Origin of the sequence: Lysobacter stagni (assembly GCF_030053425.1) — a bacterium.
GTDB lineage: Bacteria > Pseudomonadota > Gammaproteobacteria > Xanthomonadales > Xanthomonadaceae > Lysobacter_J > Lysobacter_J stagni.
Window position 1 is genome coordinate 1898833 of the sequence record NZ_JASGBI010000001.1, and the last position, 24004, is coordinate 1922836.

22 protein-coding genes and 5 tRNA genes are annotated in these 24004 nt (G+C 66.9%); 20 read left to right on the plus strand and 7 right to left on the minus strand.

Annotated features, from left to right (window positions below; genetic code table 11):
- Positions 1-31: 31 nt before the first annotated feature.
- The 7 genes from ppk2 to hemA form a co-directional block, all read right to left on the minus strand.
- Positions 32-811, minus strand: a complete 780-nt coding sequence (gene ppk2 / locus QLQ15_RS08685; protein WP_283212413.1) for a polyphosphate kinase 2 — start codon at positions 809-811, stop codon at positions 32-34.
- On the minus strand, positions 811-1155 hold the full coding sequence (locus QLQ15_RS08690; RefSeq protein WP_283212414.1) for a helix-turn-helix domain-containing protein: 345 nt from the start codon (positions 1153-1155) through the stop codon (positions 811-813). Before QLQ15_RS08690 ends, ppk2 begins: the two co-directional genes overlap by 1 nt.
- Positions 1156-1209: 54 nt before the next feature.
- The gene (gene moaB, locus QLQ15_RS08695; protein WP_283212415.1) at positions 1210-1731 is read right to left on the minus strand and encodes a molybdenum cofactor biosynthesis protein B; all 522 of its coding nucleotides are present in this window, start codon (positions 1729-1731) and stop codon (positions 1210-1212) included.
- Between the two features lie 9 nt (positions 1732-1740).
- Positions 1741-3435, minus strand: coding sequence for an O-linked N-acetylglucosamine transferase, SPINDLY family protein (locus QLQ15_RS08700; protein WP_283212416.1), 1695 nt, complete (start codon positions 3433-3435; stop codon positions 1741-1743).
- A 5-nt stretch (positions 3436-3440) separates the two neighbouring features.
- On the minus strand, positions 3441-4232 hold the full coding sequence (locus tag QLQ15_RS18325; protein ID WP_345782419.1) for a GNAT family N-acetyltransferase: 792 nt from the start codon (positions 4230-4232) through the stop codon (positions 3441-3443).
- Positions 4233-4323: 91 nt separating this feature from the next.
- Positions 4324-5409 carry a peptide chain release factor 1 gene (gene prfA / locus QLQ15_RS08715; protein ID WP_283212417.1) on the minus strand — a complete coding sequence of 362 codons (1086 nt, stop codon included), beginning with the start codon at positions 5407-5409 and terminating at the stop codon, positions 4324-4326.
- Between the two features lie 50 nt (positions 5410-5459).
- A complete protein-coding gene (gene hemA, locus QLQ15_RS08720; protein ID WP_283212418.1) occupies positions 5460-6740 on the minus strand; it encodes a glutamyl-tRNA reductase in 1281 nt (426 codons plus the stop codon).
- A 105-nt stretch (positions 6741-6845) separates the two neighbouring features.
- Here hemA and QLQ15_RS08725 point away from each other — a divergent pair, with 105 nt between their 5' ends.
- From QLQ15_RS08725 to rpoB, 20 genes are all read left to right on the plus strand, one after another.
- Positions 6846-8525, plus strand: coding sequence for a tetratricopeptide repeat protein (locus tag QLQ15_RS08725; RefSeq protein ID WP_283212419.1), 1680 nt, complete (start codon positions 6846-6848; stop codon positions 8523-8525).
- Complete coding sequence (lolB, locus tag QLQ15_RS08730) at positions 8522-9148, plus strand: lipoprotein insertase outer membrane protein LolB (protein WP_283212420.1); 627 nt, start codon at positions 8522-8524, stop codon at positions 9146-9148. Before QLQ15_RS08725 ends, lolB begins: the two co-directional genes overlap by 4 nt.
- Entirely contained in the window at positions 9145-10041 is an 897-nt protein-coding gene (gene ispE / locus QLQ15_RS08735; protein WP_283212421.1) for a 4-(cytidine 5'-diphospho)-2-C-methyl-D-erythritol kinase, read from the plus strand. The genes lolB and ispE overlap by 4 nt, the downstream gene beginning before the upstream one ends.
- Before the next feature lie 15 nt (positions 10042-10056).
- Positions 10057-10133 (plus strand) — tRNA-Gln (locus QLQ15_RS08740).
- Between the two features lie 88 nt (positions 10134-10221).
- Entirely contained in the window at positions 10222-11181 is a 960-nt protein-coding gene (locus tag QLQ15_RS08745) for a ribose-phosphate diphosphokinase (protein WP_283212422.1), read from the plus strand.
- Between the two features lie 115 nt (positions 11182-11296).
- Complete coding sequence (locus QLQ15_RS08750) at positions 11297-11950, plus strand: 50S ribosomal protein L25/general stress protein Ctc (RefSeq protein ID WP_283212423.1); 654 nt, start codon at positions 11297-11299, stop codon at positions 11948-11950.
- A gap of 54 nt (positions 11951-12004) precedes the next feature.
- Positions 12005-12586 (plus strand): aminoacyl-tRNA hydrolase, encoded by a 582-nt coding sequence (gene pth, locus QLQ15_RS08755; protein ID WP_283212424.1) that lies wholly within the window; start codon positions 12005-12007, stop codon positions 12584-12586.
- 96 nt (positions 12587-12682) lie between these two features.
- Positions 12683-13774 (plus strand): redox-regulated ATPase YchF, encoded by a 1092-nt coding sequence (gene ychF, locus QLQ15_RS08760; protein ID WP_283212425.1) that lies wholly within the window; start codon positions 12683-12685, stop codon positions 13772-13774.
- Between the two features lie 117 nt (positions 13775-13891).
- Positions 13892-13977, plus strand: a tRNA-Tyr gene (locus tag QLQ15_RS08765).
- A gap of 81 nt (positions 13978-14058) precedes the next feature.
- Positions 14059-14132 (plus strand) — tRNA-Gly (locus QLQ15_RS08770).
- Positions 14133-14167: 35 nt separating this feature from the next.
- A tRNA-Thr gene (locus tag QLQ15_RS08775) sits at positions 14168-14243 on the plus strand.
- A 48-nt stretch (positions 14244-14291) separates the two neighbouring features.
- Positions 14292-15482, plus strand: coding sequence for an elongation factor Tu (tuf, locus tag QLQ15_RS08780; RefSeq protein ID WP_283212426.1), 1191 nt, complete (start codon positions 14292-14294; stop codon positions 15480-15482).
- Between the two features lie 145 nt (positions 15483-15627).
- Positions 15628-15703, plus strand: a tRNA-Trp gene (locus QLQ15_RS08785).
- A 90-nt stretch (positions 15704-15793) separates the two neighbouring features.
- Positions 15794-16171 (plus strand): preprotein translocase subunit SecE, encoded by a 378-nt coding sequence (gene secE / locus QLQ15_RS08790; protein ID WP_283212427.1) that lies wholly within the window; start codon positions 15794-15796, stop codon positions 16169-16171.
- 4 nt (positions 16172-16175) lie between these two features.
- Entirely contained in the window at positions 16176-16745 is a 570-nt protein-coding gene (nusG, locus tag QLQ15_RS08795; protein WP_158982384.1) for a transcription termination/antitermination protein NusG, read from the plus strand.
- Between the two features lie 188 nt (positions 16746-16933).
- Positions 16934-17362 carry a 50S ribosomal protein L11 gene (rplK, locus tag QLQ15_RS08800; RefSeq protein WP_115647034.1) on the plus strand — a complete coding sequence of 143 codons (429 nt, stop codon included), beginning with the start codon at positions 16934-16936 and terminating at the stop codon, positions 17360-17362.
- 4 nt (positions 17363-17366) lie between these two features.
- Positions 17367-18065 carry a 50S ribosomal protein L1 gene (rplA, locus tag QLQ15_RS08805; protein WP_283212428.1) on the plus strand — a complete coding sequence of 233 codons (699 nt, stop codon included), beginning with the start codon at positions 17367-17369 and terminating at the stop codon, positions 18063-18065.
- 334 nt (positions 18066-18399) lie between these two features.
- The gene (rplJ, locus tag QLQ15_RS08810; protein ID WP_283212429.1) at positions 18400-18933 is read left to right on the plus strand and encodes a 50S ribosomal protein L10; all 534 of its coding nucleotides are present in this window, start codon (positions 18400-18402) and stop codon (positions 18931-18933) included.
- A 63-nt stretch (positions 18934-18996) separates the two neighbouring features.
- Positions 18997-19368 carry a 50S ribosomal protein L7/L12 gene (gene rplL, locus QLQ15_RS08815; protein WP_283212430.1) on the plus strand — a complete coding sequence of 124 codons (372 nt, stop codon included), beginning with the start codon at positions 18997-18999 and terminating at the stop codon, positions 19366-19368.
- Between the two features lie 438 nt (positions 19369-19806).
- Complete coding sequence (gene rpoB / locus QLQ15_RS08820) at positions 19807-23973, plus strand: DNA-directed RNA polymerase subunit beta (protein WP_283212431.1); 4167 nt, start codon at positions 19807-19809, stop codon at positions 23971-23973.
- Positions 23974-24004: the final 31 nt, after the last annotated feature.

The window sequence follows — 24004 nt, forward strand, 5'->3', positions numbered from 1 at the left end:
TGCAGGCGTACGGACTGCAGCGGTGCGATCGCTAGTCGCTGCCGTCCGGCACGATCGGCTTGAGCACGCTGTAGCGCTCCTTCTTCGGCTTGCCCTTCAGCGGCGGGAACTCCACGCAATGCTCCGGCACGCGCTTGTCGGGAATGCGCGCGAGCAGGTCGCGGATCAGGGCCAGGCGTCCGCGGCGCTGGTCGTTGAAGTCCACCAGCGTCCACGGTGCGTGCTTGGTGTGGGTGGCTTCGAGCATGGCCTCGCGGGCGCGGGTGTAGTCGCCGTAATGCTCGCGCGAGGCGGCGTCGATGGGCGACAGCTTCCAGCGCTTGAGCGGGTTCTGCTGGCGCTCGGCGAAGCGCTCTTCCTGCTCGTCCTGGTCGCAGCACAGCCAGTACTTGACCAGCGTGATGCCGTCATCGACGAGCAGCTTCTCGAACACCGGCGTCTGTTGCAGGAACGCCTTCACCTGCGCGTCGCTCGCGAAACCCATCACGCGTTCGACGCCGGCGCGGTTGTACCAGCTGCGATCGAACAGCGCGATCTCGCCCGCGGCCGGCAGGTGCGGTACGTACCGCTGGAAGTACCACTGCGCCTGTTCGCGGTCGGCGGGCTTGGGCAGTGCCACGGTGCGGCACTGGCGCGGATTGAGGTGCGCGGTGATGGCTTCGATCGTGCCGCCCTTGCCGGCGGTGTCGCGCCCTTCGAACAACACGACCAGGCGGCGACCGGTATCGGCCAGCCAGCGCGCCATCTCCACCAGTTCCACCTGCAGCGGTTCCAGTGCGGCTTCGTAGTCCTTGCGCTTGAGGTTTCCCATTACGTCCTCCTGCGCCGGCGCGAGCGGGTGCCGGCCATGCTGCGCGCCACTTCGAGCAGCGCGCCCTGTTGTCGCGTATCGAGTGCACGGTAGGCGGCGAGCAGGTCGTGCTCGCCCTGCGTGCGTGCCGGATCGAGCGTGCTGGCCAGCTCCGCCAGCAGCGCGCCGGCCGGTACGCCGAAGGCGCGGGCGAGGGCGTCGAGCTGCTCGCGTCCGGGCATCTTCTCGCCGCGCAGCCATGCACTCACCGTGGCGACGCCGGCACGCGGGATCGCGGTGGCCAGGTCGGCGGCGCTCAGGCCGCGTGCGCGGGCGAGCAGTTGCAGCGTGGTGTCCAGCGGCATGGGGTCACTCCGGCGGTCGGACCTGACGATGCGGGCAAGTCGGTGATGCGCGTGTCAGCGCTCGCGCAGGCGCGGCCGCAACGTGGCCAGGTTGCACGGTCGCGTGCGTGAATCCAGCTGCGCCGAGATGATCTTCTCCCACGCGGTGCGGCACGCGGACGTGGAGCCGGGGAGCGCGAACACGAACGTGCCGTTGGCCAGCCCCGCGAAGGCACGCGACTGCAGGGTCGAGGTGCCGATCTCGTCGAAGCTGACCGCACGGAACAGTTCGCCGAAGCCCGGCATCTCCTTGTCCAGTAACGGCAGCAGGGCTTCGGGCGTGGAGTCGCGACCGGTGAACCCGGTGCCGCCGGTGACCAGCACGCCGTCGACGGAATCGTCGGCGATCCAGCGCGACACGGTGGCGCGCAACTGATAGCGGTCGTCGCGCAACAGGGCGCGTTCGGCGAGGCGGTGCCCGGCGTCGGACAGTGCCTGCACCAGGTAATCGCCGGAACTGTCTTCGGCCAGCGTGCGTGTGTCGGACACGGTGAGCACGCACAGGTTGAGCGCTATGAAATCGGCGGTCGCGGTCATGGCGGAAGCCTACTCCTTCGGAAGGTGGGTGCGCGCCATGGCGTGCACGGCGTCGGCGAAGTCGCGCGCGAAGCCGGCCATGTCGAACAGGCCGCTGTCATCGCGCCGGCGCACCAGCTCGCCGCGCAGTGCGGACAAGGCGATCGGGTCGCGGCCCAGTTCGACGGCGCGTGCGATGAAGGCCTCGTCGCTGTCGACGTTCATCGCGTGCAGACCCAGGTGGTGGTTGAGGCTGCCGGCCACGCGTGCAGCGAATGTCGCGCCGGGGCGCGTCAGGACAGGGCAGCCGGCCCACAGTGCGTCGGACGCGGTGGTGTGGGCGTTGTAGGGTTCGGTGTCGAGGAACAGGTCGGCATGACGCAGGCGGGCCATGTACTGGGCATGCGGTTGTTTGCGCATGAACACCAGGCGCGCGGGATCGACGCCGTGGGCCGTCGCCGCCGCGCGCAGCCGATCATCCGCGCGACCCGGCCCGGACAGCAGCCACAGCACGCTGCCGGGCACGTCGCGCAATACCGCCAGGGCGCGCGCCATGCTGCGCGGGTTGAGCTTGTAGCTGTTGTTGAAACAGCAGAACACCACGCCCTGTTCCGGCAGGCCGCATTCCGCACGCGATGGCGGCTCGATCGTTTCGCGGCGCGTGTCGGAAGGCTGGAAGCAGCGTGGCAGGCGCACGACCGATTCGCTGAAGTCGCGCTCCATCGCGTTGTCCAGCACGAAGCCGTCCGCGAGGACGTGGTCGATCCACGGCGCGCCCGAAGTGCCGGGGTACGCAAGCCAGTTCACCTGCACGCGCGCCGGTCGCATCGCCAGCACTTCCGGTGCGCCGCCACCGCCCCAGCCGCGCAGGTCGAACAGCACCTCGATACCGGCGTCGCGGATGCGTTGCGCAACCTGCGCGTGCGGCCGCTGCGAGACATCGTGCAGCGCATGCGCGGCGGCCTGCAGGCGCTGGCGGATCGGACTGGCGTCGTCGCGGTTGAGCGCGAACAGGTGCAGCTCGAAGGGATCCTGCAGGCGCAGCTGCTCGAACAGCGCGACGGTGAGCAGGCCGGTCGGGTGTGCGCCGAAGCCGTTGGACAGGAAACCGACGCGCAGTCGTGCGGAGGTCGAGCGCGGCGTCGGCGGCAACACGCGCACCGCGCCGCCGACAGCCGATGCGCGCAGTTGTGCGCAGCGCAGTTGCTCGGCGCCGCTGGCGTCCTCGCTGAGGAAGGCGAATGGTTCCACCGAAGCGGTCGCGTCGCGCACGGCCGCACGCACCTGCGCGGAGAGCGCATCCAGATCGCGCCAGTCGCACAGCTTGCGTCGCCATGCGAGCAGGTAGGAAGCGATCTGCGGTTCTTCCGGGGCCAGCGCGTGTGCGTGCGCATACGCTTCCGACGCCGCTTCCGCCTCGCCGATGTCCTCCAGCGCATGCCCCAGCCATACCGCGATGCCCGGGTGTCGTGGTGCGTTGGTCGCGGCCGCGCGCAGGCTGGCGACGGCGTCGTCGCGTCGGCCCTGCATCCATTGCGCGCGGCCCAGACGCGCCAGCGCTTCCGGATGGCCAGGGCGCAGCGCGAGCGCGCGACGCGCGGCGGCTTCGCCCGCGGCCGCGTCGCCGGCATCGAGTTCGTGTTCGGCCAGCAGGATCCAGGCGAAACCGTCGCCCGGATTGTGTTCCAGGGTGCGGCGCAGCTCGATGCGTGGGTCGTTGTGCACGAGGCTCAGGCTTCCTCGTACAGCCAGGCTTCTGCGCCGGACGCCAACTGCACGCGCACGCGGCGGTAGTCGCCGGCCTCGTAAGCGTCTGCCTTCGCCAGCTCCGCCGCGCTCAGTCGCAGCACGGTGCCGGGCACGCGATCGGCTGGGTCGTCGCTGGCGCGCACGATGGGATGGCGGACGATGCCGCTGGCGGTGACCGCCGCGGCGTCGCGCGCCTCCAGCCAGTCCATGCGGTAACCGGGCAGGGCGTCGGCAACGCCGCCGTCGAGCGTGCGCCCGAACAGGCGCTGCTGGACGATGGCGTCCTGCAGGGTGCCGTACGAGAACACGGGTTCGTTGCGCACGTTCTCGGCGAAGGACCGGTAGAACCACTGTGTTTCCGCTTCGTGCCAGCCGGCGGCGCGGTACACCGCCTGCGCCGTGGCGTTGTCGCGCGTGGTTTCCAGCGTGATGCCGACCGCGCCATCGTCGCGTGCGAATTGCTCGGCCGCATCGAGCAGTGCGCGCGCCACGCCGCTGCGCCGCGCGCTGGCGTCGACGTAGAGATCGTTGAGGACCCACAAGCGTCCGGTGCGCACGGACGAGAACATCGGGTAGAGCTGCGTGAAGCCGCTCGCGTGTCCCTCGCGGGTCGCCAGCAGGATCACCGCTTCGTCGCGGCGCAGGCGTTCTTCCAGCCAGGCGCGCGCACGTGCGAGGTCGGACGGTTGTTCGTAGAACTGCCGGTACGCGTCGAACAGGGGCGCGACAGCGTCGAGGTCGGCGAGGGTGACGCGCTGGATCGCGAGGGGCATCGGGGGTGTCCGTCTCGGGCGTTGCGCCGATTCTAGTGAGGCCGATGTTTCGCTGTCATTGGGCCCGTTCCCGAGGGGATGACGGCGGGCGTCAGTCGTCCTGCGTCAGACGCGCCAGTTCGTCGGCCTGGTGTTCGTGCTGCAGCTTGCCGATCAGTTCATCCAGCGCGCCCTGGATGACGTTGGGCAGGTCGTACAGCGTGAGGCCTTCCACGCGGTGGTCGGTGATGCGGCCCTGCGGAAAGTTGTAGGTGCGGATGCGCTGGCTGCGGTCGCCGCTGCCCACCTGCAGGCGTCGCGTCTGCGCCTGGGCGGCGGCGGCCTTGGCGGCCTGCGCTTCGGCGAGCATGGCCGTCAGGCGTTTCATCGCCTTGTCGCGGTTGGCGTGCTGGCTTCGCTCGGTCTGGCTTTCGACCACGATCCCGCTGGGCACGTGGGTGATGCGGATGGCCGACTCGGTCTTGTTGACGTGCTGGCCACCGGCGCCGCTGGAGCGGAACGTATCGACCTTGAGATCGGCCGGGCTGATCTCGATCGGTTCGCCTTCCGGTTCCACCGGGATGATCGCCACCGTCGCGGCGGACGTATGGATGCGGCCCTGCGATTCGGTTTCCGGGACGCGCTGCACGCGGTGCGTGCCCGATTCGAACTTCAGCTTCGAATAGGCGCCGCGTCCTTCCACGCGCGCGATGACTTCCTTGAAGCCGCCGTGTTCGCCGGGACTGCCGGATTCGACCTCGACCTTCCATCCCTGGCGTTCGGCGTAGCGCGCGTACATGCGGAACAGGTCGCCGGCGAAGATCGCCGCTTCATCGCCGCCGGTACCGGCGCGCACTTCCAGGTAGAGGTCGCCCTCGTCGCGTGGATCCTTCGGGATCAGGTGCGCGAGCAGTTCGGCGTCCAGGCGCTCCAGTCGCTCATGCGTGGCGGCGATTTCCTCCTCCGCCAGCGCGGCCAGTTCCGGGTCGTCGCGCATCGCCTGCGCGGCGGCGAGGTCGCTCTTCGCCTGCGCTTCGTTCTTCAGCGCGGTGGCAACCGGTTCAAGCTGGGCGAATTCGCGGGAGTACCTGCGGAAGCGATCGGCGTCGGCGATCACGCCGGCATCGGAAAGCATCCGTTCGAGTTCCTCGCGACGTTCGGCGAGGGCTTCCAGTTTGCGGCGCAGCGATGGGGTCATGGCTCGGGAAGGATACGGAAGGGGAGGCCGTGCAACCGCGGGTGCGGTCGCTAGGCTTCCCGGTCCATGTCATTCCCGGCGTCGCCCGGATTCGCGGGAAACAGCTTGTCGGCGGCGCGCGCGAGGTCGGCGTTGCCGGTGAGCGCGGCCTCGCGCAGTGCCACGGTCGGCGCGTGCAGGATGCGGTTGGTGAGCGTGTGCGCGAGGAAGCTCAGCACTTCCTGCGGGTCCTGCCCGGCGGCGAGCTGCTGCTGCGCCTTCGCCAGCACGTCGGCCTTGGCGGCTTCGCCGTGCGCGCGCAGGCGCTTGAGCGGCTCGGTGCGCGTGCTGGCGGCCATCGTCTCGGTGAAGCGCGCCACCTGCAGTTCGACGATGGCCTCGGCCTCCGTCGCCGCTTCGCGACGGCTGCGGCGGTTGTCCTCGATGGCGCGTTCCAGGTCGTCGACGGTGTAGAGGAAGACGTCCTTCAGGTCGGCCACGTCCGGTGCGATGTCGCGCGGCACCGCGAGGTCGAGCAGCAGCATCGGCCGGTGCTTGCGCGTGGAGAGCGCGGCGACGACCTGCGGCTTGCGCAGGATCGGATCGCGGCTGGCGGTGGCGGAAATCACCACGTCGGCCTCGCCCAGGTGCTTGTCGAGTTCGTTCAGCGGCAGCGCGAAACCGCCGTGGCGGCTGGCCAGTTCCTGCGCGTGGGCGAGCGTGCGGTTGGCGACCAGCAGGCGCTTGGCGCGTGCCTGGACCAGGTGTCGTGCGGCCAGTTCGATGGTCTCGCCCGCGCCGATCATCAGCACGGTGGACTCCTCCAGGCGCGCGAAGGATTCCTGCGCCAGCCGCACCGCGGCGGAGGCCACCGACACCGGATTGGCGCCGATGCGCGTGTCCGTGCGTGCGCGCTTGGCCGTGGCGAATGCGTGCTGGAACAGGCGGTCGAGCTGGTTGCCCAGCGTGCCGGCGTTGCGCGCGGTGGCCCAGGCGTCCTTCACCTGGCCGAGGATCTGCGGTTCGCCCAGCACCAGCGAGTCCAGCCCGGTGGCGACACGGAACAGATGGCGCACGGCTTCGGCATCGCGATGGCGGTAGAGGTAGGCGTGCAGGTCACCGACATCGTCGGGATGCGTGGCCAGCCAGTCGGCCAGGGCCTGGCCGTCATCGTTGGAAACGGCGTAGAGCTCGGTGCGGTTGCAGGTGGACAGCAGCGCGACTTCCTGCACCTGGGGCAGGGTCCGCAGGGCATCCAGCGCGGCCGGCACGGTGGCCGCCGAGAACGCGACCCGCTCGCGCAGGCTGACCGGCGCGGTCTGGTGGTTGATGCCTAGGACGAACAGACTCATTGACGCCGGACTCTGGTTCAGGTGCTTGCGATAAGCTGCTGGCTACCCGGAGGCCGACATTCTACCGGCCCCGTCCCGTCCCGGTTGCCCTGCAGGCCTGATCGAATGCCCGTTGCCTTGCGCACGCTCTGTTTCGTCCTTGTCGTTGCGTTCGCGTCCGCGCCTTCATTCGCGGCGGAAAAGACCCCCGCCGCCCCGGCCGATCCGATGGGGGCTTCGCTGGAATCGCTGATGGTGGGCGAGTTCGCCCTCCAGTCCGGTCGCCTGGACGAGGCCGCCCAGGCCTATCTGGAAGCCGCCCGCACTGCCGACGACGCTGCCCTGGCCGAACGCGCCACTCGCATCGCCCTGCTGGCCAAGGACGACAAGCGCGCGGCGCAGGCGCTGTCGCTGTGGCGAAAGCAGGGGGGCGACGGGCTGAGCCTGTCCGCGGCCGAGGCCGTGCTGGCCATCCGCCGCGGCGACGAGCGCACCGCCCGCAAGCATCTGGCGACGCTGCTGCAGTCGCCCGGCGATACGGGCTGGCGGCAGGCGCTGGGCGTACTCAGCGGCGGCGCGCGCGATCCGAAGCAGGCCGCGCGCCTGCTGGACAAGTTGATCGACGGCAACCAGATCCCGAACAAGCTGCCGGCCTGGCTGGCCTTCGGGGGTCTCGCCCAGGGCCTGGAGCAGCCGGAGCTGGTCGAGCGTGTCGTGGCTGAAGTCGTGCGGCGTTTCCCCGGCGAAGCGCGCGTGGGCCTGCTGCGTGCCAGCCAGCTGCGCGAGGACGGCAAGGTCGAGGAAGCGCGCCAGTTGCTGGCCTCGCTGGCCGACAAGGCGGGGGACGATGCGACCCTGCGGCGCGCGATCGCCGACGAGTTCCACCGCATGGGCGACTACACCGCGGCCGAGGCGGTGCTGGCCCAGGGCGCGCAGGACGACCAGACCTACGCCCTGCGCGCGGCGCTGCTCGCCCAGGCGGAGGACAAGGCCGCGCTCACCCGCCTTTACGAAGAGCTGCGCGCCAATGCGTCCGAGCCCGACCCGCAGCGGCGCCTGCTGCTGGGGCAGATGGCCGAATTCCTCGATCGCAACGAAGCGGCGCTGGACTGGTACCGCGGTGTCGCCGGCGGTCCGCAGCGGTGGTCGGCTCGCCTGCGCAGCGCCAACGTGCTGCACGAACTCGACCGCGATGCCGAAGCCTACAAGTCGCTGCGCGAGATGCAGGCCGATGCCTCCGCGGACGACGAAACGCGCCGCGATGCGTACCTGCTGGAAGCATCGCTGCGCCAGAAGGACGACAACCTCGATGGCGAGATGGACGCGTACGCGCGCGGCCTCGCCGCGTTCCCGGACGATCCGGAAATCCTCTATTCGCGCGGCCTGAGCTGGGAGCGCCGCGACGACATCCCGCGCGCCGAAGCCGACCTGCGCAAGATCCTCGTCGCCGAACCGGACAACGTCGCCGCGCTCAATGCCTTGGGCTATACGCTGGCCGACCGCACCGCGCGCTACCAGGAAGCGTTGCAGCTGATCGAGCGCGCACGCACGGCCGAGCCCGACAACGCCGCCATCATCGACAGCTACGGCTGGGTGCTCTATCGCCTGGGCCGCAAGGAAGAAGCGCTGGTCGAGCTGCGTCGCGCGCTGACGATGCAGAAGGATGCCGAGATCGCCTCGCACCTGGCCGAAGTGTTGTGGGAGCTGGGGCACAAGGACGAGGCGCGGAAGTACTTCGATCTGTCGCGCAAGCTCGATCCGGACAACCGCTCGCTCAAGCGCGCGCTGGAGAAGACCGGCGCATGAGGGCGATCCGAGCGTTCATGGCGTCCGCATGCGTGGCGCTACTGCTGGCCGGTTGCGTGTCACATACGGTGCGCACACCGGCAGTGCCGGTGGATCACGCGCAGGCGCAGGCGCAGGACGCGCGCCGCGCCGAAGTGGTGGACTGGAGCCTCTCGGGCCGCATCGCGGTGTCCAACGGCAAGCAGGGCGGCAGCGGGCGGATCGACTGGGAAAACCGGGCCGAACGGTATGCGGTCTCGCTGAGCGCACCGGTCACCCGGCAGAGCTGGCGACTGGCGGGCGATGCCGCACACGCCCGGCTGGAGGGCATCCAGGGCGGGCCGCGTGAAAGCGACGACGTGGAGGAAATGCTGCGGGAAACCACCGGCTGGGATATCCCGGTCCGGGCCATGACCTATTGGGTCCGTGGGGTGGGTGCCGCCAGCGACGAATTCGGTCCTGCGCGGGTCGTGTATGGCGAGGGCAACCGTCCGGTGCGGCTGGAGCAGGCCGGCTGGGTGATCGATTTCGAGCAGTGGCAGGGCGCCGGCGAGCCCGCCATGCCCACCCGGCTGGTGGCGACCCGAAGCGGCGCCAAGGTGCGCCTGATCGTCGACGAATGGTCGCTGGACGCACCGAGATGACTGCCGATACCGCCCGCGGCCAGGCGTGGTCATCCTGGCCGGCGCCGGCGAAGCTGAACCTGTTCCTGCGCATCACCGGTCGTCGAGACGACGGCTATCACCTGTTGCAGACGGTGTTCCGGCTGCTGGAGTGGGGCGATGCCGTACGCCTGCGGGTCCGTGAGGACGGCCAGGTCCGCCGGCACGGCGCCTCCGCGCCGGGTGTGGCGGAGGAGGACGATCTCACCGTCCGGGCAGCCAAGTTGCTCCAATCGGTCGCTAACGTCGGCTTTGGTGCAGATATTCTCGTCGAAAAGCGCATTCCAAGCGGCGGTGGTTTCGGCGGTGGGTCGTCCGATGCCGCCTCGGTGCTTGTGGCCTTGAATGCCTTGTGGGGCGTCGGGCTGGGACTCGACGAGCTCGCGGATCTCGGTCTGCGCCTTGGGGCGGATGTGCCCGTCTTCGTGCGCGGTGAGAATGCGTGGGCAGAAGGGGTTGGCGAGCGGCTGACGACCGTCCGGCTGCCGTCGGCCTGGTATGTGCTGGCGGACCCCGGCGTGCATGCGCCGACCGCCGCGCTGTTCCGATCCCCTGAATTGACGCGTGATGCCGCGCCCGCGACAATGTCGGACTTCGTTTCGGGTGTGCCGCTCGGGAATGCGTTCGAGCCGGTGTTGCGCGCGCGCGAACCTGCCGTTGAGGCGGTGTTCGCTGCGCTGTCGTGCATCGGTCCGGCGCGCCTGACCGGATCCGGCAGCGGCTGTTTCGTCGAATTCGCCACGCGCGAAGCGGCGGAGGAGGCGCTGACGGTGTTGGCGCCGGGCCTTCGGGCCTGGGTGGCGGAAGGAGCTCAGGCTTCCCCGCTGCACCGTGCACTGGCCGACTGGACGAGACAGGCTGTATCGGCTCCCTGACCGGAGTCACCCCGCAGGGGCGTCGCCAAGTGGCCCAAGGCACCGGGTTTTGATCCCGGCACTCGTAGGTTCGAATCCTACCGCCCCTGCCAATTCAATCCGGGATCGGGAATTCGGGATTGGAGATTCGCATGTCGAGTCTGCAATCCCGAGTGCCCCTTCCGAATCCGGTGCCACACCATGCAGAACGACCGCAACCTGCTGATCTTCAGCGGCAACGCCAACCGCCCGCTGGCCGAATCGGTCTGCAAGGAACTCGGCATCCGGCTGGGAAAGGCACTGGTCGGTCGTTTCTCCGACGGTGAGGTGCAGGTCGAGATCGAGGAGAACGTGCGCCGGCAGGAAGTGTTCGTGATCCAGCCGACGAACGCGCCCACGGCCGAGAACTTCATGGAGCTGCTGGTGCTGGTGGACGCGCTCAAGCGCGCCTCGGCCGCCAGCGTCACCGCGGTGGTGCCGTACTTCGGCTACGCCCGCCAGGATCGCCGCCCGCGTTCCTCGCGCGTGCCGATCACGGCCAAGGTCGCGGCGAAGATGTTCGGCGCCGTGGGCACCGACCGGGTATTGACGGTCGACCTGCACGCCGACCAGATCCAGGGTTTCTTCGATATCCCGGTGGACAACGTGTACGCCTCGCCGCTGCTGCTCGCCGACATCTGGCGCGCGCACGGCACGGACAACATGGTGGTGGTCTCGCCCGACGTCGGCGGCGTGGTGCGCGCGCGAGCAATCGCAAAGCGCCTCGACGACGCGGACCTGGCGATCATCGACAAGCGTCGTCCGCGTGCGAACGTCGCCACGGTGATGAACATCATCGGTGACGTGGAAGGCAAGACGTGCGTTCTGGTCGACGACATCGTCGACACCGCCGGCACGCTGTGCGCGGCGGCGAACGCGCTGAAGGCGCAGGGCGCGACCAAGGTGGTCGCGTACTGCACGCATCCGGTGCTGTCGGGCGCGGCGATGGACAACGTGACCAAATCGCAGCTCGACGAGCTGGTGGTCACCGACACCATCCGGCTGTCCGAAGCAGCGAAGGCCTGCAGCAAGATCCGCCAGCTCAGCGTTGCCGAGCTGCTGGCCGAGACGATCCGCCGCGTGGCTTTCGGCGAATCCGTCAGTTCGCTCTACGTGGACTGACGAAAGAATCTGCGGTGGCGGCTCCGGCCGTCATCGCAAAACCGCTCACCTGGTCGCGGGTGAGCGTTCATCCCGCCGCGAGGCGGGTCCATTGCAAGCAAAGTGAGTTACGAAAATGTCCGAACACATCCTCAAGGCCACTGGCCGCAAGGTCGAAGGGAAGGGTGCGAGCCGCCGCCTTCGCCACGCCGCCAGCATCCCGGCCATCGTCTACGGCGGCAAGTCCGCTCCGCAGCCCATCCAGCTCGAGCACGAGAAGACCTGGCTCGCCCAGCAGAACGAGTGGTTCTACTCCTCGATCCTGACCCTCGACATCGACGGCAAGGCCGAGCCGGTGCTGCTGCGCGACATCCAGCGCCATCCGTTCAAGCAGATCATCATGCACCTGGACTTCCAGCGCGTTGATCTGAACGCCGCGCTGAAGGCCTCGGTGCCGCTGCACTTCCTCAACCAGGAAGGCTCGCCGGCCGGCAAGGCCGCCGACGTGGTCATCACCCACGAGCTCAACGAAGTCACCGTCAGCTGCCTGCCGAAGGACCTGCCGGAGTTCATCGAGATCGACCTGTCGAAGCTGGCCGTGGGCGACATCGTCCACCTGTCCGACATCAAGCTGCCCAAGGGCGTCGAGCTGCCGGAACTGAAGCTGGGCAAGGAACACGACGTCGCCGTCGTGATCGCCAAGCACGGTCGCGTCGAGTCCGAGGAAACGACCGAGGCTCCGCCGGCCGAAGTGCCGGCGACCAAGGCCGCCAAGAAGGACGAGAAGTAATCACGTCCGGTTGATCCGCCCGCGCGAGCGGGCGGGTCGCCACGTGAGTCCACGATGGCCGGTCTGCGCCTCATCGTCGGGCTGGGTAATCCCGGCGCCGAACATCTCAGGACCCGGCACAACGCCGGGTTCTGGTTTGTGGACGCCCTCGCACAGCGACAGGGCGCGCGCTTCGGTCTGGAATCCAAGCTGTTCGGCGAGACCTGCAAGGTCGACATCGCCGGCCAGCCGGTCTGGCTGCTCAAGCCGGCCACCTTCATGAACCTCTCGGGCAAGTCCGTCGCGGCCGCGCTGCGCTACTGGAAGATCGAGCCCGAAGAGATGCTGGTCGCCCATGACGAGCTGGACCTGCCGACCGGTGCCGCACGCCTGAAGTTCGACGGCGGCCATGGCGGCCAGAACGGCCTGCGCGACATTTCCCGCCTGCTCGGACACGGCAAGTACCATCGCCTGCGCATCGGTATCGGCCATCCCGGCCACAAGGATCGCGTCACGTCCTGGGTGCTCGGCAAGCCGGGCGCGGACGACGAAGCGTCCATCCTGCGCGCCATCTCCGACGCCGACGACGTGCTTCCGCTGGCCGTAACCGGCGATTTCAACGAAGCCATGAAGCGGCTTCACACCGGCAAGCCGTAACTGGGGACTGGCGGGTCCCGGTCTCCCTCGACCCGCCAGTCCCGAGTCACGATCCGTTTTCCAACCGCCGACACGGCGGGTCATCCTGGAGTTTCCATGGGCATCAAATGCGGCATCGTCGGCCTGCCCAACGTCGGCAAGTCGACCCTCTTCAACGCCTTGACCAAGGCGGGTATCGCCGCGGCCAATTTCCCGTTCTGCACGATCGAGCCGAACGTGGGCGTGGTGCCCGTGCCCGATCCGCGCCTGAATGCGCTGTCGGACATCGTCAAGCCGCAGAAGGTCATTCCCACGGCGGTGGAGTTCGTCGACATCGCCGGCCTGGTGGCGGGCGCGGCGAGTGGCGAAGGCCTGGGCAACAAGTTCCTGGCGCACATCCGCGAGGTCGACGCGATCACCCACGTGGTGCGCTGCTTCGAGAACCCGGACGTCATCCACGTCAGCAACCGAATCGATCCGATCGCCGACATCGAGACCATCGACACCGAGCTGGCCCTGGCCGACCTGGAGTCCGTCGAGAAGGCCCTGCAGCGCGCCGAGCGCTCGGCCAAGACGGGCGACAAGGACGCCAAGGCCCGCGTCGAGGTGCTGGGCCGCGTCCGTGCCGGCCTGGACGCCGGCAAGCCGGCGCGCGCGCTGGGGCTGTCGGACGACGACAGGCTGCTGCTGCGCGAGCTGTTCCTGCTCACGCTCAAGCCGGTCATGTACGTCGCCAACGTGCTGGAGGACGGTTTCGAGAACAACCCGCACCTGGACGCCGTGCGCGCCCGCGCGGTGGGCGAGGGGGCCGAGGTGGTGCCGGTATGCGCGGCCATCGAGGAAGAGCTGAGCCAGCTGGACGACGCCGACCGCGACGCCTTCCTGAAGGACCTGGGGCTGGACGAGCCCGGCCTGAACCGCGTCATCCGTGCCGCCTACAAGCTGCTGGGCCTGCAAACCTATTTCACCGCTGGCGTGAAGGAGGTCCGCGCCTGGACCGTGAAGTCCGGCGCCACCGCGCCGCAGGCCGCGGCCGTGATCCATACGGATTTCGAGAAGGGCTTCATCCGAGCCGAAACCATCGCCTACGACGATTTCATCAAGTACCGGGGCGAATCCGGCGCCCGCGACGCCGGCCGGTTCCGCCTGGAAGGCAAGGAATACCGCGTACAGGAAGGCGACGTGCTGCATTTCCGCTTCAACGTCTGACGCGCGGATGCGGCTTTTGGCGACGCGCGCGGGCCTGCTCCCGGCGCCCGCCGAAAAATTGATTCGCGAAACGCGTTGACAACCTCGGCGCCCAGTCTCAAAATTGCGGGCTCTTTTGGAGGGATACCCAAGCGGCCAACGGGGGCAGACTGTAAATCTGCTGGCTTACGCCTTCGGTGGTTCGAATCCACCTCCCTCCACCAGCTTCACCCGGTCGCGAGACTGGTGGAAAAACCGGCGGACTTACCATCCACTGGTGCAGTACCCAAGCAGGTTTGTCCGGCGCGGGAGTAGTTCAACGGTAGAACCTCAGCCTTCCAAGCTGATGGTGCGGGTTCGATTCCCGTCTCCCGCTCCATTGAACGCCGCGACGTAAACCTGCTGGAACAACTTGCTCACGTAGCTCAGTCGGTAGAGCACCTCCTTGGTAAGGAGGAGGTCGAAGGTTCGATTCCTTTCGTGAGCACCATCTTTCAGTACCACCCGTAATTCCGTCCTAAAGCGAGAGTCGACTGTCATGGCCAAGGGTAAGTTTGAGCGCACCAAGCCGCACGTGAACGTGGGCACGATCGGTCACGTCGACCACGGCAAGACGACGCTGACGGCGGCACTGACGAAGGTGGGCGCGGAGCGTTTCGGCGGCGAGTTCAAGGCGTACGACGCGATCGACGCAGCGCCGGAAGAGAAGGCGCGCGGCATCACGATCTCGACGGCGCACGTCGAGTACGAAAGCCCGAACCGCCACTACGCACACGTGGACTGCCCGGGCCACGCCGACTACGTGAAGAACATGATCACGGGTGCGGCGCAGATGGACGGCGCGATCCTGGTGTGCTCGGCCGCGGACGGCCCGATGCCGCAGACGCGTGAGCACATCCTGCTGTCGCGCCAGGTGGGCGTGCCGTACATCGTCGTGTTCCTGAACAAGGCCGACATGGTGGACGACGCCGAGCTGCTGGAGCTGGTGGAGATGGAAGTGCGTGAGCTTCTGTCGAAGTACGAGTTCCCGGGCGACGACACCCCGATCATCAAGGGTTCGGCGCGTCTGGCGCTGGAAGGCGACCAGTCGGAGATCGGCGTGCCGGCGATCCTGAAGCTGGTGGAAGCGCTGGACACGTTCATTCCGGAGCCGCAGCGTGACGTCGACAAGCCGTTCCTGATGCCGGTGGAAGACGTGTTCTCGATCTCGGGCCGCGGCACCGTGGTGACCGGTCGTATCGAGCGCGGCATCATCAAGGTCGGCGACGAAATCGAAATCGTCGGTATCCGCCCGACGCAGAAGACGACGGTGACCGGCGTCGAAATGTTCCGCAAGCTGCTGGACCAGGGTCAGGCGGGCGACAACGCCGGTCTGCTGCTGCGCGGCACGAAGCGTGACGACGTGGAGCGCGGCCAGGTGCTGTGCAAGCCGGGTTCGATCAACCCGCACACGGAGTTCGAGGCCGAGGTGTACGTGCTGTCGAAGGACGAGGGTGGCCGTCACACGCCGTTCTTCAAGGGTTACCGCCCGCAGTTCTACTTCCGCACGACCGACATCACCGGCGCGGTGACGCTGCCGGAAGGCGTCGAGATGGTGATGCCGGGCGACAACATCAAGATGGTGGTGTCGCTGATCAACCCGGTGGCGATGGACGAAGGCCTGCGTTTCGCGATCCGCGAAGGCGGTCGTACCGTCGGCGCCGGCGTGGTGGCCAAGATCATCAAGTAAGCCTGTCGCCACGGTGGTTCGCCGCCGTGGCAACTTTCCGGGATTGCGGTGGTCGAAGGCCTGCGCAACACCGGAATGGCGATCCGGGCAGGCGAGTCGGAAACGGCTCGCCGTTGCCGTCTAAGGGGCGCCAACAACAGAATGTACGCCAGTAGCTCAATTGGCAGAGCAGCGGTCTCCAAAACCGCAGGTTGGGGGTTCGAGTCCCTCCTGGCGTGCCAACCCATGCGGGTCCTCCGCAAAAAGCCCGGTCATCCGTGGTCGGTCTTTCCCACAACAGACGCGACCGTTCACGTCGCGCGATGGATCGGATGAACAGCAAGGTCGAACAACCCGGAGCCGGCTCCGCCGGCGACATCGTCAAGTACGCACTGGCATTGCTGCTGGTGGTCGCTGGCGTGGCCGTCTACATCTTTTTCGACCAATGGGCAGGCCCGTTGCGTGCGGCCGCGGTCGTGGCCGGCCTGGTGCTGGGCGCAGGCGTGTTCCTGACCAGCGGCAAGGGTCATCAGACCCGTGAATTCCTCTCCGAATCGCGCTTCGAACTGCGCAAGGTAGTCTGGCCAACCCGCCAGGAAGCCATGCGGACCACCTGGGTGGTAATGATCGCGGTCGCGGTGCTCAGCCTGATCCTGGCCGGCTTCGACCTGGCGATCCAGTTCGGCGTCAAGCTCATCCTGGGGCAGTAAGCAAATGACCGAAGTGCATAAACGCTGGTACGTCGTCCACGCCTACTCGGGCTTCGAGAAGTCCGTGGCGCAGGCGCTGCGTGACCGCATCGCGCGCGATGGCATGCAGGACAAGTTCGGTGAAGTGCTGGTCCCGACCGAAGAGGTCGTGGAAATGCGCTCCGGCCAGAAGCGCCGCTCCGAACGCAAGTTCTTCCCGGGCTATGTTCTGGTCCAGATCGCGACCCATGACGAAGCGGGCATCCCGCGCATGGACAACGAGAGCTGGCACCTGGTGAAGGAAACCCCGAAGGTGATGGGCTTCATCGGCGGCACCGCCGACCGTCCGTTGCCGATCGCCGACCGCGAGGCCGATGCCATCCTGCAGCGCGTTCAGGAAGGCGTCGAGAAGCCGAAGCCGAAGGTCCTGTTCGAGCCGGGCGAGATGGTTCGCGTCATCGACGGCCCGTTCAACGACTTCAATGGCGTGGTCGAAGAGATCAACTACGAGAAGAGCCGCCTCCGCGTGGCGGTGCTGATCTTCGGTCGCTCGACCCCGGTCGAGCTCGAGTTCGGCCAGGTCGAAAAGGCCTAAATCTCTGATATACTTACCGGCTCGCTGCCTTCGGGCGCGGGTCGAAGCCCCGGCCGCCGCATGGCGGCCGTCGGCGTGTTCAGCGGCGCCGGCCCTGCGCAGGGCGCCGCAACGTGATGTCGGGACACGTGATTTTCCCGGCGCGATGGGGAGCCTGAGGTCCAGGCGCTAGCACCCGGAGAAGAAAAATGGCTAAGAAAGTAGTCGGTTACATCAAGTTGCAGGTCAAGGCCGGTCAGGCCAATCCGTCGCCGCCGGTGGGTCCTGCCCTCGGTCAGCGCGGCCTCAACATCATGGAGTTCTGCAAGGCCTTCAACGCCGCGACCTCCAAGCTCGAGCCGGGTCTGCCGACCCCGGTCATCATCACCGCGTACTCCGACCGTACGTTCACGTTCGTCACCAAGTCGACCCCGGCTTCGGTGCTGCTGAAGAAGGCCGCTGGCATCCAGTCCGGCTCCAAGCGCCCGAACACCGAGAAGGTGGGCAAGGTCACCCGCGCCCAGCTGGAAGCCATCGCCAAGCAGAAGGAAGCCGACCTGACGGCGGCCGACCTGGATGCGGCGGTGAAGACGATTGCGGGTTCGGCCCGCAGCATGGGTTTGGTGGTGGAGGGCTAAGAACATGGCAATGAGCAAGCGCGAAAAGGCCATCAAGGCCGCTGTCGTCCCGGGCAAGACCTACGCCATCGACGACGCCATCAAGATCGTCAAGACCGCCACCAAGGCCAAGTTCGTCGAGTCCGTCGACGTGGCCGTGCGTCTGGGCGTGGATGCGAAGAAGTCCGACCAGCAGGTGCGCGGTTCGACCGTGCTGCCCGCCGGCACCGGCAAGACCGTGCGCGTGGCGGTGTTCGCCCCGTCCGGTGCCAAGGCCGATGAGGCCCTGGCCGCTGGCGCCGAAGCCGTCGGCATGGACGACCTGGCCGAGAAGATGATGGCCGGCGACCTGAACTACGATGTCGTCATCGCCACGCCGGACGCCATGCGCGTCGTCGGCAAGCTGGGCCAGGTGCTCGGCCCGCGTGGCCTGATGCCGAACCCGAAGGTCGGCACCGTGTCGCCGAACCCGGCCGAGGCGGTCAAGAACGCCAAGGGCGGCCAGGTGCGTTACCGCACCGACAAGGCCGGCATCATCCACTGCACCATCGGCAAGGCCAGCTTCGAAGACGGCTCGCTGAAGGACAACCTGCACGCCCTGCTGCTGGACCTGATCAAGGCCAAGCCGGCGACCGCGAAGGGTCAGTACCTGCAGAAGATTTCGATCAGCACGACCATGGGCCCCGGCGTGACCGTGGACCAGACTTCGCTGACGCTGAAGTAATTCGTTTCATGCCGACGGCGTTCGCGCCGACGGTCGCAAGTTTTGAGGGCGTCGCCACGGATTCCGTGGCGGCAGCCGTCAAAGACCGCAGGTGCGGTCAGCGCCTACCGGCGACGGGCAGGGATTGCTCGACATGGCAGGGAATCGCCGTCGGTGGAAGCGGGACTGCTTAATCCGGACCCGTCCGGGTCGGCCTGCGTAGATGGTGCCTTCTGGAAATCTTTTCTGGAGTGGCCACCACCGGGATGCCTCGGCGTCCCCGGCACCAGGGATCGGTGCTGCCCAGGACCGCAAGCGGCAGGAGCCGTGAGCGGAGTTCATTTGGAGGAGTGCAATGGCTCTCAATCTGTCCCAGAAGCAAGAAGTAGTCGCCGAACTGGCGGAAGTCGCTTCGAAGGCCCACTCCCTGGTCGCTGCCGAGTACGCAGGCACCACGGTCAGTCAGATGACCGCGATGCGCAAGAAGGCTCGTGAGACCGGCGTGTTCTTGAAGGTTGTCAAGAACACCCTGGCCGCGCGCGCCGTCGAAGGTACCGAGTTCGAGTGCACGAAGGATGCACTGGTCGGTCCGCTGCTGTACGCGTTCTCGTCGGAAGACCCCGGTGCCGCCGGGCGTCTGATCAAGGAATTCGCCAAGTCGAACGACAAGCTGCAGGCGAAGGTCGTCTCCATCGACGGCAAGCTCTTCCCGGGCTCGCATGTCGAAGTGCTGGCCTCGTTGCCGACCCGCGAACAGGCTCTGGCCATGCTGGCCCGTGTCCTGGCCGAGCCGGTCACCATGTTTGCCCGCGCCGTCAAGGCCGTGGCCGACAAGCAGGGTGGCGGCGAAGCGACCGCAGAAGCTGCAGCCGAGACCGAGACGGCTTAATTGCCGCTTCGTCTACGCGACTGAACACATTCGTACGTTCAAAAATTTCCAGAGGTTAACAACATGTCCCTTTCCAACGAACAGATCGTCGACGCCGTTGCCGGCATGACCATCAGCCAGGTGATGGACCTGGTCAAGGCGATCGAAGACAAGTTCGGCGTCACCGCCGCTGCTCCGGTTGCTGTTGCCGGCCCGGCCGTCGCCGCTGCCCCGGTCGAAGAGCAGACCGAGTTCAACGTCATCCTGAAGGCTGCCGGCGAGAAGAAGGTCGAAGTCATCAAGGCCGTCCGCGCCATCACGGGCCTGGGCCTGAAGGAAGCGAAGGACCTGGTCGAAGGCGCGCCGCAGACCGTCAAGGAAGCCGTGTCGAAGGAAGACTCCGAGAAGTTCAAGAAGGAACTCGAGGCCGCTGGCGCGACCGTCGAGCTGAAGTAATCAGTTCCTGCGTCGCCGGCTCTTGATCGAGAGCGCAGCAGTGGCGACCACCTGAGGCTGGGGCCGGAAGGCCCCGGCCTTTGGCCGTTGTTGAAGGGCGCGGTTTTTTGCCCGCGGCCGTGAAGCCGAACCCGCCCAACCGGGCCCAGGTCGTCTTCACCGTTCAACGCAAAACCCAACCGAGTTGGTAGTTGGAAGCAGCAGCAGAGGGCGTGCGGGTGCCGGCAATACCCGCGGCTTCCAACTGACAGTTCACTTTTCCCCTGGGGATTGGTGATTGGAGATACGAGGTTCGACACGCCAAGGCGTTCGTCCAGGCAGCACCAGCGGTTTGCCCTGGCAGTCGATCGGAAAACGGTTCCTCCGGCCTTTTCCGCACGATGGTCGAATCACGGATCCGCAATCGCAGGTCCCGTTCCAATGAGGCGGTAGCTCACCATGACCACAGCTTCCACGAACTATTCGTTCACCGAAAAGAAGCGCATCCGCAAGGACTTCGGCAAGCGCAAGTCGATTCTCGAAGTGCCTTTCCTGTTGGCCATCCAGGTCGATTCCTACCGTGAATTCCTGCAGGAACACACCGATCCGGCCAAGCGCTCGGATCGTGGCCTGCACGCCGCCCTGAAGTCGGTGTTCCCGATCGTCAGCTACAGCGGTAATGCCGCGCTGGAATACGTCGGCTACAAGCTGGGCGAGCCGCCCTTCGACGAGCGCGAATGCCGCAACCGTGGTCTGTCCTACGGCGCCCCGCTGCGCGTGACCGTGCGCCTGGTGATCTACGACCGCGAGTCGTCGACCAAGGCGATCAAGTACGTGAAGGAGCAGGAGGTCTACATGGGCGAGATCCCGCTCATGACCGACAACGGCACCTTCATCGTCAACGGCACCGAGCGCGTCATCGTCTCGCAGCTGCACCGTTCGCCGGGCGTGTTCTTCGACCACGACCGCGGCAAGACGCACAGCTCGGGCAAGCTGTTGTACAGCGCCCGCATCATTCCTTACCGCGGTTCGTGGCTGGACTTCGAGTTCGACCCGAAGGACGCGCTGTTCACCCGTATCGACCGTCGCCGCAAGCTCCCGGTGACCGTGCTGCTGCGCGCGCTCGGTTACAACAACGAGGAAATGCTGCGTGAGTTCTTCGAGGTCAACACTTTCCACATCGATCCGTCGGAAGGCGTGCAGCTGGAGCTGGTGCCCGAGCGCCTGCGCGGCGAGACGCTGAACTTCGACCTGGCCGATGGCGAGAAGGTGATCGTCGAAGCCGGTCGCCGCATCACCGCGCGTCACGTCAAGCAGCTGGAGCAGGCGGGCGTTGCCGCGCTGGCCGTGCCGGACGAATACCTGATCGGTCGCATCCTCTCGCACGATGTCGTCGATGCGAAGACCGGCGAACTGCTGGCCACCGCCAACGACGAGGTCAACGAAGACCAACTGGCCGCCTTCCGCAAGGCCGGCATCGAGGCCGTTGGCACGTTGTGGGTGAACGACCTGGATCGCGGCGCCTACCTGTCGCACACGCTGCGCATCGACGCGACCAAGACGCAGCTGGAAGCGCTGGTCGAGATCTATCGCATGATGCGTCCGGGCGAGCCGCCGACGAAGGACGCCGCGCAGAACCTGTTCCACAACCTGTTCTTCACCTTCGAGCGTTACGACCTCTCGGCCGTGGGCCGCATGAAGTTCAACCGCCGCCTCGGCCGCAAGGAAACCGAAGGCGCGTCGGTGCTCTACGACGCCAAGTACTTCGCCGACCGCAAGGACGAAGAGTCCGTGCGCCTGCGCGAAGCGTGCGGCCAGACGTCCGACATCCTGGACGTCATCCGCGTGCTGACCGAGATCCGCAACGGTCGCGGCACCGTGGACGACATCGACCACCTGGGCAACCGTCGCGTGCGTTCGGTCGGCGAAATGGCTGAGAACGTCTTCCGCGTCGGCCTGGTCCGCGTCGAGCGCGCCGTGAAGGAACGCCTGTCGATGGCCGAGTCCGAAGGCCTGACGCCGCAGGAGCTCATCAACGCCAAGCCGGTGGCCGCCGCGATCAAGGAGTTCTTCGGCTCCTCGCAGCTGTCGCAGTTCATGGACCAGAACAACCCGCTGTCGGAAGTCACGCACAAGCGTCGCGTGTCGGCCCTCGGTCCGGGCGGCCTGACCCGTGAGCGCGCCGGCTTCGAAGTCCGCGACGTGCACCCGACCCACTACGGTCGCGTCTGCACCATCGAGACGCCGGAAGGCCCGAACATCGGCCTGATCAACTCGCTGGCCGTGTTCGCCCGCACCAACAAGTACGGCTTCCTCGAGACGCCGTACCGAAAGGTCGTGGACGGTCGCGTGACCGACGACGTCGAGTACCTGTCGGCCATCGAAGAAAACGAGTACGTCATCGCCCAGGCCAACGCGCCGCAGGACGACAAGGGCCACATCACCGCCCAGTTCGTCGCGTGCCGTTACCAGGGCGAGTCGATGCTGCGTCCGCCCAGCGAAATCCACTTCATGGACGTCTCGCCGATGCAGACCGTGTCGGTCGCGGCGGCGCTGGTTCCGTTCCTCGAGCACGACGACGCCAACCGCGCACTGATGGGCGCCAACATGCAGCGCCAGGCCGTGCCGACGCTGCGTGCGCAGAAGCCGCTGGTCGGCACCGGCATCGAGCGCGCCGTGGCGCGCGACTCGGGCGTGACCGTGAATGCCCGTCGTGGCGGCGTGATCGAGCAGATCGACGCGGGCCGCATCGTGGTGAAGGTCAACGAGTCGGAGATCGTCGGTGAGACCGACGCCGGCGTCGACATCTACACGCTGATCAAGTACACGCGCTCCAACCAGAACACCTGCATCAACCAGCGTCCGCTGGTGAACGTGGGTGACGTGGTCGCGCGCGGCGACGTGCTGGCCGACGGTCCCTCGACCGACATCGGCGAACTCGCGCTGGGCCAGAACATGCTGGTCGCGTTCATGCCGTGGAACGGCTACAACTTCGAAGACTCGATCCTGCTCTCCGAGCGCGTGGTCGAGCAGGATCGTTACACCACGATCCACATCGAAGAGCTGACCTGCGTCGCGCGCGACACCAAGCTGGGTCCGGAGGAAATCTCCGCCGACATCCCGAACGTCTCCGAGCAGGCGCTGAACCGCCTCGACGAGTCGGGCGTGGTGTACATCGGTGCGGAAGTCCGCGCAGGCGACATCCTCGTCGGCAAGGTCACGCCGAAGGGCGAGAGCCAGCTGACGCCGGAAGAAAAGCTGCTGCGCGCGATCTTCGGCGAGAAGGCGTCCGACGTTAAGGACAGCTCGCTGCGCGTGCCGCCGGGCATGGACGGCACCGTCATCGACGTGCAGGTCTTCACCCGCGACGGCATCGAGAAGGACAAGCGCGCTCGCCAGATCGAGGAATACGAGATCCGTCGCGTCAAGAAGGACTTCGACGACCAGTACCGCATCCTCGAAGCGGCCATCTACGACCGTCTGCGTACGCAGCTGGTCGGCAAGGTAGCCAACGGCGGCGGCGGCCTGAAGAAGGGCGATACCGTCACTTCGCTGGTGATCGACAGCCTGCCGAAGAAGGAATGGTTCACCCTGCGCATGAAGGACGACGACGCCGTCGAGGCGATCGAGCGCGCGCAGAAGCAGATCGAAGTCCACAAGGCGGAGTTCGAGAAGCGCTTCGCCGACAAGCGCGGCAAGATCACCCAGGGCGACGACCTCGCTCCGGGCGTGCTGAAGATGGTGAAGGTGTTCCTCGCGGTGAAGCGCCGCATCCAGCCGGGCGACAAGATGGCCGGCCGTCACGGCAACAAGGGTGTCGTGTCGACCATCGTGCCGGTGCAGGACATGCCGTACGCGGCCGACGGCCAGACCGTCGACATCGTCCTGAACCCGCTGGGCGTGCCGTCGCGTATGAACATCGGCCAGATCCTCGAGGTGCATCTGGGCTGGGCCGCAAAGGGCCTGGGCCAGAAGATCCAGCGCATGCTGGAAGCGCAGCAGGCCATCGGCGAACTGCGCAAGTTCCTCAACGAGATCTACAACCATGACAGCAAGGTCGTCGGCGAGCGTGTCGACCTGACGCAGTTCACCGACGAGGAACTGCTGCGTCTGGCGAAGAACCTCACCGACGGCGTGCCGATGGCGACGCCGGTGTTCGACGGTGCGGCCGAGTCCGAGATCAAGCGCATGCTGGAGCTGGCGGAGCTTCCGTCCAGCGGCCAAACCGAACTGTTCGACGGTCGTACCGGCGAAGCGTTCGAGCGCAAGGTCACGGTGGGCTACATGCACATGCTGAAGCTGAACCACCTGGTCGACGACAAGATGCACGCGCGTTCGACTGGTCCGTACTCGCTCGTCACCCAGCAGCCGCTGGGCGGCAAGGCGCAGTTCGGCGGCCAGCGCTTCGGCGAAATGGAAGTCTGGGCGCTGGAAGCCTACGGCGCGGCCTACACCCTGCAGGAAATGCTGACGGTGAAGTCCGACGACGTGCAGGGCCGCAACCAGATGTACAAGAACATCGTCGACGGCGAGTACGAGATGGTTGCCGGCATGCCGGAATCCTTCAACGTCCTGGTGAAGGAAATCCGCTCGCTCGCGATCAACATGGAGCTGGAAGAGACCTGACCGGTGGGCGGGAAGCGCCGCGATCCGCGCG

Excerpts from the sequence above, each read along its gene's own strand:
- ppk2 (WP_283212413.1), bottom strand. The coding sequence starts at position 811 with ATGGGAAACCTCAAGCGCAAGGACTACGAAGCCGCACTGGAACCGCTG.
- nusG (WP_158982384.1), top strand. The coding sequence starts at position 16,176 with ATGACCGAAGTGCATAAACGCTGGTACGTCGTCCACGCCTACTCGGGC.
- secE (WP_283212427.1), top strand. The coding sequence starts at position 15,794 with ATGAACAGCAAGGTCGAACAACCCGGAGCCGGCTCCGCCGGCGACATC.
- pth (WP_283212424.1), top strand. The coding sequence starts at position 12,005 with ATGGCCGGTCTGCGCCTCATCGTCGGGCTGGGTAATCCCGGCGCCGAA.
- moaB (WP_283212415.1), bottom strand. The coding sequence starts at position 1,731 with ATGACCGCGACCGCCGATTTCATAGCGCTCAACCTGTGCGTGCTCACC.
- rplK (WP_115647034.1), top strand. The coding sequence starts at position 16,934 with ATGGCTAAGAAAGTAGTCGGTTACATCAAGTTGCAGGTCAAGGCCGGT.
- rpoB (WP_283212431.1), top strand. The coding sequence starts at position 19,807 with ATGACCACAGCTTCCACGAACTATTCGTTCACCGAAAAGAAGCGCATC.
- QLQ15_RS18325 (WP_345782419.1), bottom strand. The coding sequence starts at position 4,232 with ATGCCCCTCGCGATCCAGCGCGTCACCCTCGCCGACCTCGACGCTGTC.
- rplL (WP_283212430.1), top strand. The coding sequence starts at position 18,997 with ATGTCCCTTTCCAACGAACAGATCGTCGACGCCGTTGCCGGCATGACC.
- rplA (WP_283212428.1), top strand. The coding sequence starts at position 17,367 with ATGGCAATGAGCAAGCGCGAAAAGGCCATCAAGGCCGCTGTCGTCCCG.
- QLQ15_RS08725 (WP_283212419.1), top strand. The coding sequence starts at position 6,846 with ATGCCCGTTGCCTTGCGCACGCTCTGTTTCGTCCTTGTCGTTGCGTTC.
- ispE (WP_283212421.1), top strand. The coding sequence starts at position 9,145 with ATGACTGCCGATACCGCCCGCGGCCAGGCGTGGTCATCCTGGCCGGCG.
- QLQ15_RS08750 (WP_283212423.1), top strand. The coding sequence starts at position 11,297 with ATGTCCGAACACATCCTCAAGGCCACTGGCCGCAAGGTCGAAGGGAAG.
- rplJ (WP_283212429.1), top strand. The coding sequence starts at position 18,400 with ATGGCTCTCAATCTGTCCCAGAAGCAAGAAGTAGTCGCCGAACTGGCG.
- tuf (WP_283212426.1), top strand. The coding sequence starts at position 14,292 with ATGGCCAAGGGTAAGTTTGAGCGCACCAAGCCGCACGTGAACGTGGGC.
- ychF (WP_283212425.1), top strand. The coding sequence starts at position 12,683 with ATGGGCATCAAATGCGGCATCGTCGGCCTGCCCAACGTCGGCAAGTCG.
- lolB (WP_283212420.1), top strand. The coding sequence starts at position 8,522 with ATGAGGGCGATCCGAGCGTTCATGGCGTCCGCATGCGTGGCGCTACTG.
- hemA (WP_283212418.1), bottom strand. The coding sequence starts at position 6,740 with ATGAGTCTGTTCGTCCTAGGCATCAACCACCAGACCGCGCCGGTCAGC.
- QLQ15_RS08745 (WP_283212422.1), top strand. The coding sequence starts at position 10,222 with ATGCAGAACGACCGCAACCTGCTGATCTTCAGCGGCAACGCCAACCGC.
- QLQ15_RS08690 (WP_283212414.1), bottom strand. The coding sequence starts at position 1,155 with ATGCCGCTGGACACCACGCTGCAACTGCTCGCCCGCGCACGCGGCCTG.
- prfA (WP_283212417.1), bottom strand. The coding sequence starts at position 5,409 with ATGACCCCATCGCTGCGCCGCAAACTGGAAGCCCTCGCCGAACGTCGC.